Below are 7861 nucleotides of genomic sequence, written 5' to 3'. Positions count from 1 at the left end.
GGGGGAAAGAGGGCGGTCGCGGAATATCTGTAAACAAACAGAATCTGTTCCTGTATCTGAAAAATGAAACTAATTCCAGCAAATACACGAGCTATGTCATGCAGCTCTCTCACGCAATTTCGGTTGTGATGCCGATTGAGATCGCGAGAAAGCATGGATTACGACAGGGAAAAACAGAATGTGAGCTGGTGGCGAGTGCGATTAAGGAATGCAGTGACGCTCATCAAGCCAAGTTGCTTGGCGCGCCGCTGCACAAGCTTGAAAAAGAGATCCGCGAGGCAGCTATAGCACTATTCAACATGTTGCCAGTTGATGCGGCTGGACCACTACTGGCGAGTATCAGCGCCGTAGCGCCGCAATTTTTTTAACGAGTTTTGACCAATGAACATAAGGTCCGGTATTCCGGGCATCAGGAGAAAACATGGCCGCGCTGCCCTATATGCAACTCTACATTGCTGATTACCTGGCGGACACCATGCATCTGTCTACTGAGGAACACGGCGCGTATTTGCTGCTGATGTTCAATTACTGGCAGACGGGAAAATCTATCCCTAAAAGTCGGTTACCAAAAATTGCACGGATGAGTAACGAGCGTTGGTTAGCCGTTGAAAACTCGTTGAAAGAGTTTTTTACCGAGAGTGGCGATGAATGGATTCATGAGCGGATAGAACGAGATCTGGAAGCGGTTCGCTCTTCCCTGAAACAAAAGTCTGCTGCCGGGAAAGCATCAGCCATAGCCAGAAAAGCCAAAAAAGGAACGGAAAAGCAACGAGGAGGAAACGAGCGTTCAACGGTCGTTAAATCTCCGTCACAACGAGAAGGTAACGGCGAGCCAACTAATAAAGATCCAGATACAGATCTAAAAGAAAACCCCTATCTTAACGCGGGCGCGAATGAAAATTCTGGTGGGCATACCCAACCGGAAGACCCAACCCCACCCAGATACGTGGATGGCGTATCAGAACCGATCGGCAAGTTCAGCATGAGCGACTCCTGGTTGCCGTCTGTAGATTTTCGGCAGCGTGCTGCGCAGTGGGGGATTCTGCTGCCAGAGCCTGATTACCTTGACACTGAGCTAGCCGAATTCTCGGCGTACTGGGGATCGGAGGGGAAAGTGTTCACCCAGATCCAGTGGGAACAAAAATTCGCCCGGCATGTTGTGCTGGTGAGAACGAAAAAACAACCGGTAACCGGAGGTGACAGCAATGTTGGAACACGACCAGAACCGACAGCATCCAGAGCTGTTCAGCAAATTCAGTCAGCCTACGCAGAATGGCGGCGCCGTAACGGACTTGATGGCGACGGAAACAGCGTGGCGACTATGGCAGGTGATGGGAGAAATATTCTCGAACCGCTGGACGCAGAAGAATGGGGCAGAACCATCGACTCTGTGGATAGCGCAGATAGGTTCAATGACTGATGCCCAAATCAGTCTGGTGTGCCAGCAGTGTATGGAGCGTTGTGCCGTCGGGAACACCTGGCCTCCTGACCTGGCTGAATTTGTATCTTTGGTTTCTGACAGTGGGGCTAATCCTTTTGGACTCACGTCAGACCAGGTGATGGATGAATACCGACGCTGGCGAAATGAGTCGTATCGGTATTCCGGAAGCGACAAATATCCGTGGCCGCAACCAGTGCTGTATCACATTTGCATTGAAATGCGCAGGACTGGAGTTGAACGGCAGATGACTGAGGGGGAATTAAAAAAACTGGCTGAAAAATTACTCACTAAGTGGACGAAGCACGTCAAAAACGGCATGTCAGTTCCGCCGATTCGCCGCCAACTGGCTGCGCCACATCATCCGGCAGGGCCAACACCTGCACAGGTACTGATGGACGAGTACAAACGCCGTAAAGCGGCAGGTTTAATCAACTAAAACGAGTTTTGACCAATGACCAGACAAATTATCGATGTTTTAAAAGTGATGGGAAAAGCGACCGCGCGTGAGATTGCTGCACGAATGAAAATTGAGCCCGCTGAAGCGCTGGCCATACTGCGTGAGCAAGAAGAAAGCGGTGCAGTGACTTTCATCAACGGCTACTGGGATATTGCCACCGATGATGCACCAGTTCCGAAAGTTATTACGGCACCAGCCGTTACCCCGAAAAAAACAACACCACTGCGCAAAAACGCTGAAGTTGTCCGGGGAGCTGAACCGGCCCCCATCACTCCGCAAATGGTTATCGATCTGCTTACTGAAAACAGTTTGATGAGCACGTCGGTTCTGGCAGACCTCCTGAACCGCAATCCTCGCGGGCTAGGAACTGTGTTGCGTTCTTACGCTGACCGCGGGTTGATTGTGAAAAACGGTTCAGGGAAGGGCGTTACCTGGTCCTGTATTCCGACAACGCCGGAAGCAGTTCACATTCCCGCGCCAGAAGTCACAGCCAAAACGGAGCAAAAATACAATGCCGATGACCTGGCAGAACCGGCCTTACACGGGGCGTCCCCGGATGATCTGCTTATTCCTAACGTTCGTTTCATTTCAAACGAGATTCGCCGGACGAAAGCCAAGCTGGACCGCCTTTACAAACTGCGGGATGCGGCGCGCGAAGTGAGCAAACAGAATCACGGTTTGAAACGGTTAGGCGGGAGGGCGTCAGCGTGAAAACTATCAAAACGCACACAGGGATCGTCATAACGCGCGACGGGAAAAAACGGCTGAAGCTGCATTCCACTGAAAATTCCTGGGTTGTCGGGCGTTGTGAATCCTACGACAAAAAGACTGGTTACCGCTGGGGCGCGCCTAACATGCGCCGCCGGTTGCTCCTGGACAGTATCAAGCCAATCAGCACGGAGGTCGCACTATGAGCAAGTCACTGCAACTTAAGTGCATCAAAGATACTGAAGGCTGGTGGACTGAAGGTGAGATGTACCCAGCCAGTGTGGTGGCTGGTGGGTTTGTCCAGGTTGGTGATGATGAAGAACCAAACGGCGAGGGCTGGAGCGCCGAGCCGATGGAATATCGTGAAGATGGTTCGATTCTGTATCAGGTTGGCGGCATTGAAGGCGAAGTTCTGTTTGAGGAGTCCGCACCATGAGCACAGATATCGAACTCATGCAGCACGCGCTGGGTATCAACGAGCGGAACAGGACGCCATACCGCAACTATTTCCTCGCTGGCGACGGCCATACAGACAACTCGAAGTGGCAAGCACTTGTTGCTGATGGCTGTGCCACTTCTCGTCCTGCGCCGGATTTCGTTGGCGGTGGTGTTCTCTATCACGTCACAGATAAAGGCGAAGAGTTGGCGATTGCTGCGCTACCTGAGACAAAGAAAAAGACACGATATGAAGATTACCTGGATGCAGATAGCTGCCTGTCATTCAGTGAATGGTTGTTGGGCTACCAGCTTCCAGAAGTCGAATATAACCATCATGGAAAATGCCGGATGTACCGCTTCTCATACGACGCGGATTATGGCTACCCACGTCGTGATGTTGAAGGCGAGTGGTGCGACACCAAAAAAGCGGCAAAGGCCAGTTACAAAGAGGCGCTGCGTAAATCAAAACAGGAGGCCGCCCAATGAGCAACATCAACAAACAGGCGCTACGTGAAGAGTTATCGAACCCGGCAATCGGGAGCAACGCCAACCTGCGGAAGTTAGCGCTGGCGCTGCTGGATGAGCTGGAAACCAAAGAAGAGCAGCGCACTAACTGGTTTCAAATGGCGCAGAAGCTGGGAGAGGATTTAGACGCAGCAGAGAAGCGTATAGCAGAACTGGAGGCGCGGACGCTTTCACAGGCTGCAACTGATGTGCTGGCAGAACGCCGCCGCCAGATTACTGCCGAGGGCTGGACGCCGGAGCACGATGACAAGTATCGGCATTCTGAAATGCTATGGGCTGCGTGCTGTTATGTGCTCAATACAATCCAGAAATATAACCGCGTTCCGTTTGACTGGCCGTGGCGTGATGAATGGTGGAAGCCCACCAATCAGCGCCGTGACCTGGTGAAAGCCAATGCCCTGCTGCTGGCTGAAATCGAGCGCATTGATCGCGCCGCTGACGCTGGTAAGGGGGAGTGATGGCACTGACACACAATGAACTTTGCCAGATTGCCTGCCGCTTTCTGAAAAACAACGGCTTTAAGGTGGCGTTTCACGATCGCTTTGTCGCTGCTGTTGCCACTGGTGAGCAACCGGACGCGATCGGCTTCCGTAACCTGGCATCCTGCCTGATTGAGGTTAAGTGTTCTCGCGCTGACTTTCTTGCCGATAAGAAAAAACCATTCAGGAGAATGCCAAGCCAGGGCATGGGAGACTGGCGTTTTTTCATGGCTGAGCCTGGTTTTATCGAGGTTTCTGATTTGCCTCCAGGATGGGGTCTCCTGAATGTCAGGAATGGACGCGTATACAAAATTCACGGCTGGCCTGGAAACGCGCTGTGGTGCTCTCGGGAGCATAAGCCGTTTCAGGCCAACAAACAGGCCGAATGCGATTACATGTATAGCGCATTGCGCCGAATGGATATAAGAGGCCATCTCAACGAAGTTTATGACGGTGTAATCGTGAACAAGACAGAAGGAAGCGCGGCATGACCACTATTACCAGATTCACCAAAGAGCAGTTAATCGAAAAAGCAAAAGAAAACGTGGAATTTTTTCGCGAACGGCTGGACCTGATGCCTCAATCGCAACATGTGGCGTTATCCCTGCACCTGGCTGAAATCACGCTGGCATCGCTGGAGGCAGGACCGGTAGTCACATTTTATCGGGATGGAATAGAGGCCGCTGCTACATGGGTGGATAAGCAGCGCGATGTTTACGACAGCGAACACGGACGCCACGATCCCGACACTGGTTTTTTCGAGTTTGGCAATGACGCCCAGCGCGATTACTCGGCAACGTTGGAGGAAATCGCCGAGGGTATTAGGGCGTTGCATCCGAACTCCGCCCCGCCAGCGCCGGTAGTGCCATGGGCGTGGCAGCAGTGGATTGCTGATGCAGCTGAATACCTTGAAGGTGGTCTAGAGGCCGACGGAGAGCTTGAAGCAGAAGGGAGCATTGAGGCCAAGCGACTGCTGTCACGCCGCGCCGCCATGCTTCAGGGTAGCCAACCTGTAAGTAATCGTGATGAGTTGCCAGAAGAAAAAGGCGCATCGCTCCAACTGCGTAATTTAATCCGGCGGCGCCATGCTGAATGGTCTGATGCCACGTTCGGAAATGTTGGCCCCGTTGGTCCACTTAAGCACCTGTCGAAAGAGGCGCTGGAAGCCGCAGCAGAACCTGACGACCTCAGTGAGTGGGCTGATATGCAGTTCCTGTTATGGGACGCCCAGCGGCGCGCCGGTATCAGTGACGGTGAAATCACAGCGTCAATGGAAGAAAAGCTGAAGGTGAATATGGCGCGCCAGTGGCCAGAACCGAAAGACGGAGAACCGCGGCTGCACATCAAAGCGGATCAACAGCAGGAGCACAAGTGATGGATCAGCTACTGCAATACGCAACCAACCGGATTATTGAGCTGGAAAATCTGCTGCTGGTGGATGTTCCTGAAACCATCTGGCCAGCGGAGGTGAAAATGGTTTTTTCTCAGGTCGAGAATGCCAGTGCTCTCCCTTCTCACCACCAGCGACGCCTGCAGCATCACATCAACAGGATGTGGCTGGAGAAAATGCCGGTACCGTCAATTGTTACTGCTGCCCGTTCGCTGGCAAGCGCGATGGAGAATTACGCGTGAGAGAAATCATTGTTGATAATTTTGCTGGTGGCGGCGGAGCGTCAACCGGTATTGAAATGGCGATCGGGCGCAGCGTTGATATTGCTATAAACCACGATGAGAACGCCGTGGCGATGCACACGACAAACCATCCTGATACGTTGCACTACTGCGAATCTGTATACGACGTCAGTCCAAAAGTTGCGACTGCTGGACACCCGGTTGCGCTCGCGTGGTTTTCTCCGGATTGCCGCCACTTTTCCAAAGCCAAGGGCGCGAAGCCTGTTGAAAAAGCGATACGCGGTCTGGCCTGGGTGACATTGCGTTGGGGGCTTGATGTTAAGCCTCGTGTTATGAAGCTGGAGAATGTCGAAGAGTTCAGAACGTGGGGGCCATTGATTGAAACCCCACCTAAGCCAGATTTGGCTGATGCGCTTATGGTCAATTTCATTGGACCTGTTTATCCGGGTTTTTGCCGCCCTGATCCAGCGCGTGCTGGAGAAACTTTCGAGGCGTTTATCGGAATGCTGACTACCGGCATTACTGCGGATCATCCGGCGCTGGTGGAGTGCTGCGAATTTCTTGGAATCCCTCTCGATAGCGAGGACGCCGCCAGGCTGGTAAAAGGTCTGGGTTATGTCGTTGAGTATCGCGAACTGCGCGCCTGTGATTACGGTGCGCCGACGATCAGAAAACGCTTCTTCATGGTTATGCGCTGTGACGGGAAACCGATAGTGTGGCCGGAGCCAACACATGGGGATCCGAAGTCACCGGCGGTTCAGGCTGGCAAACTGTTGCCGTGGCGCACCGCTGCGGAGTGCATCGACTGGACTATTCCTGCGCCGTCGATCTTCGACCGCAAAAAGCCCCTGGCAGTGAATACGCTTAAGCGCATCGCGCGTGGTATTCAGCGTTTCGTTATCGACAGCGCGTCGCCGTTCATCGTGAAGTGCAACCATACCAGCACCAAAACGCATTACGACTGCTTCCGGGGCCAGTCGCTGGAAGAACCGCTGCAGACAATCACCAAAACGCATGGTTACGCGGTTGCCGTGCCGCACCTGACGAAATTCAGAACAGGCGCGACAGGGCAGGATGTCACACAACCAGTCCCGACAATCACCGCCGGCGCGTCACGGCGCCCGGGCGGGAATGGGCATGCCCTCGGCGTCGTTGAGGCAGCACTCACACCGTTTATTGTTGGGGCCGGTGGTCCAAAGTATTCGGCGAAGCCCCGCAGTATGGAAAGTCCGATGCACACCCTGTGCAATACGAATCATGCTTGCGTTATTGCGCCAGTTATCGCCCGCCAGTTTGGGGCCAGCATCGGTCACCGGGCAGATGAGCCGAGCGCGACGATTACGGCGGGCGGGGGCGGTCATTCACAACTGGTGACGCCAACGTTGATCCAGATGGGTTACGGCGAAAGACCGGGGCAGGACCCGCGCGTGTTGCAGCTTGAAAAACCGCTGGGAACAGTAACCGCTGGTGGCAACAAGTTCGCCGTGGCCAGCGCATTTCTGGCGAAGCATTACGGCGGCAACTATACGGGGCCAGGCGTCGGGCTGGATGAACCAGTCCACTCGGTGACGACCGTCGATCATCATGCTGTTGTGGCTTCTCACCTGGTAAAACTGCGCGGCACCTGTCGCGACGGTCAGCCCACGAGTGAGCCAATGCCGACAGTTACGGCCGGCGGCCTGCATGTCGGGGAAGTCAAAACCACTCTGGCGGTCGAAGACTACGACGAACACCGCGCACAGCAGGCGCTGGCGTTCCTGCGTGAATACTGCGGCGAGGAATGCACCGGGATGGTCGACATCGATGGGATAACGTACCGCATCGTCGATATCGGTATGCGTATGCTTCAGCCGCACGAACTCTATCGCGCACAGGGCTTCCCTGACTGGTACATCATTGACCGGGATTACCGAGGTGTGAAGTACGCTAAAGACAAGCAGGTAGCTCGCTGCGGCAATGCGGTCCCGCCTCCCTTCGCCGAAGCGCTGGTGCGCGCCAATTTGCCCGAGCTTTGCTTATCGCAGGTATGCGCTGCTTGAATTAACATACATGCGGTCATCATATACACATTTAGTTTTATGAAGTCGTTACGTTTACTTTACGAAAGAGGTTCATACACTTTAACTGTAAAATTGCTCTTGGGATCATGCTATGATTATTATCAGCTAAGTTTTTTCGCTC

At 53.6% G+C, this 7861-nt stretch carries 11 protein-coding genes and 1 pseudogene; all 12 read left to right on the top strand.

Annotated elements, in window-relative coordinates; all coding sequences use genetic code 11:
- A partial coding sequence (locus AB7E14_RS17100; RefSeq protein ID WP_428169706.1) for a toxin YdaT family protein occupies window positions 1-368 on the top strand: 368 nt, incomplete at its 5' end.
- Window positions 369-421: 53 nt separating this feature from the next.
- Complete coding sequence (locus AB7E14_RS17095; RefSeq protein WP_316961806.1) at window positions 422-1420, top strand: DUF1376 domain-containing protein; 999 nt, start codon at window positions 422-424, stop codon at window positions 1418-1420.
- Complete coding sequence (locus AB7E14_RS17090; RefSeq protein ID WP_199998083.1) at window positions 1332-1877, top strand: replication protein P; 546 nt, start codon at window positions 1332-1334, stop codon at window positions 1875-1877. Before AB7E14_RS17095 ends, AB7E14_RS17090 begins: the two co-directional genes overlap by 89 nt.
- A gap of 84 nt (window positions 1878-1961) precedes the next feature.
- Window positions 1962-2609, top strand: a complete 648-nt coding sequence (locus AB7E14_RS17085; protein WP_428169705.1) for a hypothetical protein — start codon at window positions 1962-1964, stop codon at window positions 2607-2609.
- The gene (locus AB7E14_RS17080) at window positions 2606-2812 is read left to right on the top strand and encodes a hypothetical protein (protein WP_316961804.1); all 207 of its coding nucleotides are present in this window, start codon (window positions 2606-2608) and stop codon (window positions 2810-2812) included. The genes AB7E14_RS17085 and AB7E14_RS17080 overlap by 4 nt, the downstream gene beginning before the upstream one ends.
- Window positions 2809-3042 (top strand): hypothetical protein, encoded by a 234-nt coding sequence (locus AB7E14_RS17075; RefSeq protein WP_316961803.1) that lies wholly within the window; start codon window positions 2809-2811, stop codon window positions 3040-3042. The genes AB7E14_RS17080 and AB7E14_RS17075 overlap by 4 nt, the downstream gene beginning before the upstream one ends.
- Window positions 3039-3530 (top strand): hypothetical protein, encoded by a 492-nt coding sequence (locus AB7E14_RS17070; RefSeq protein ID WP_316961802.1) that lies wholly within the window; start codon window positions 3039-3041, stop codon window positions 3528-3530. Before AB7E14_RS17075 ends, AB7E14_RS17070 begins: the two co-directional genes overlap by 4 nt.
- The gene (locus AB7E14_RS17065) at window positions 3527-4027 is read left to right on the top strand and encodes an ead/Ea22-like family protein (RefSeq protein WP_316961801.1); all 501 of its coding nucleotides are present in this window, start codon (window positions 3527-3529) and stop codon (window positions 4025-4027) included. The genes AB7E14_RS17070 and AB7E14_RS17065 overlap by 4 nt, the downstream gene beginning before the upstream one ends.
- A complete protein-coding gene (locus tag AB7E14_RS17060; RefSeq protein ID WP_316961800.1) occupies window positions 4027-4539 on the top strand; it encodes a hypothetical protein in 513 nt (170 codons plus the stop codon). Before AB7E14_RS17065 ends, AB7E14_RS17060 begins: the two co-directional genes overlap by 1 nt.
- 557 nt (window positions 4540-5096) lie before the next feature.
- Window positions 5097-5396, top strand: a pseudogene (locus tag AB7E14_RS17055) (DUF550 domain-containing protein); the annotation flags it as partial.
- Between the two features lie 26 nt (window positions 5397-5422).
- Window positions 5423-5680, top strand: coding sequence for a hypothetical protein (locus AB7E14_RS17050; RefSeq protein WP_316961842.1), 258 nt, complete (start codon window positions 5423-5425; stop codon window positions 5678-5680).
- Window positions 5677-7719 carry a DNA cytosine methyltransferase gene (locus tag AB7E14_RS17045; RefSeq protein WP_369862138.1) on the top strand — a complete coding sequence of 681 codons (2043 nt, stop codon included), beginning with the start codon at window positions 5677-5679 and terminating at the stop codon, window positions 7717-7719. The genes AB7E14_RS17050 and AB7E14_RS17045 overlap by 4 nt, the downstream gene beginning before the upstream one ends.
- The last annotated feature ends 142 nt before the right edge of the window (window positions 7720-7861 follow it).

Source organism: Citrobacter sp. (assembly GCF_050252275.1).
GTDB classification, from domain to species: Bacteria; Pseudomonadota; Gammaproteobacteria; order Enterobacterales; family Enterobacteriaceae; genus Citrobacter_A; species Citrobacter_A amalonaticus.
The sequence above is the reverse complement of the archived record's forward strand: the minus strand, read 5'-3'. Positions and strand labels throughout refer to the sequence as shown.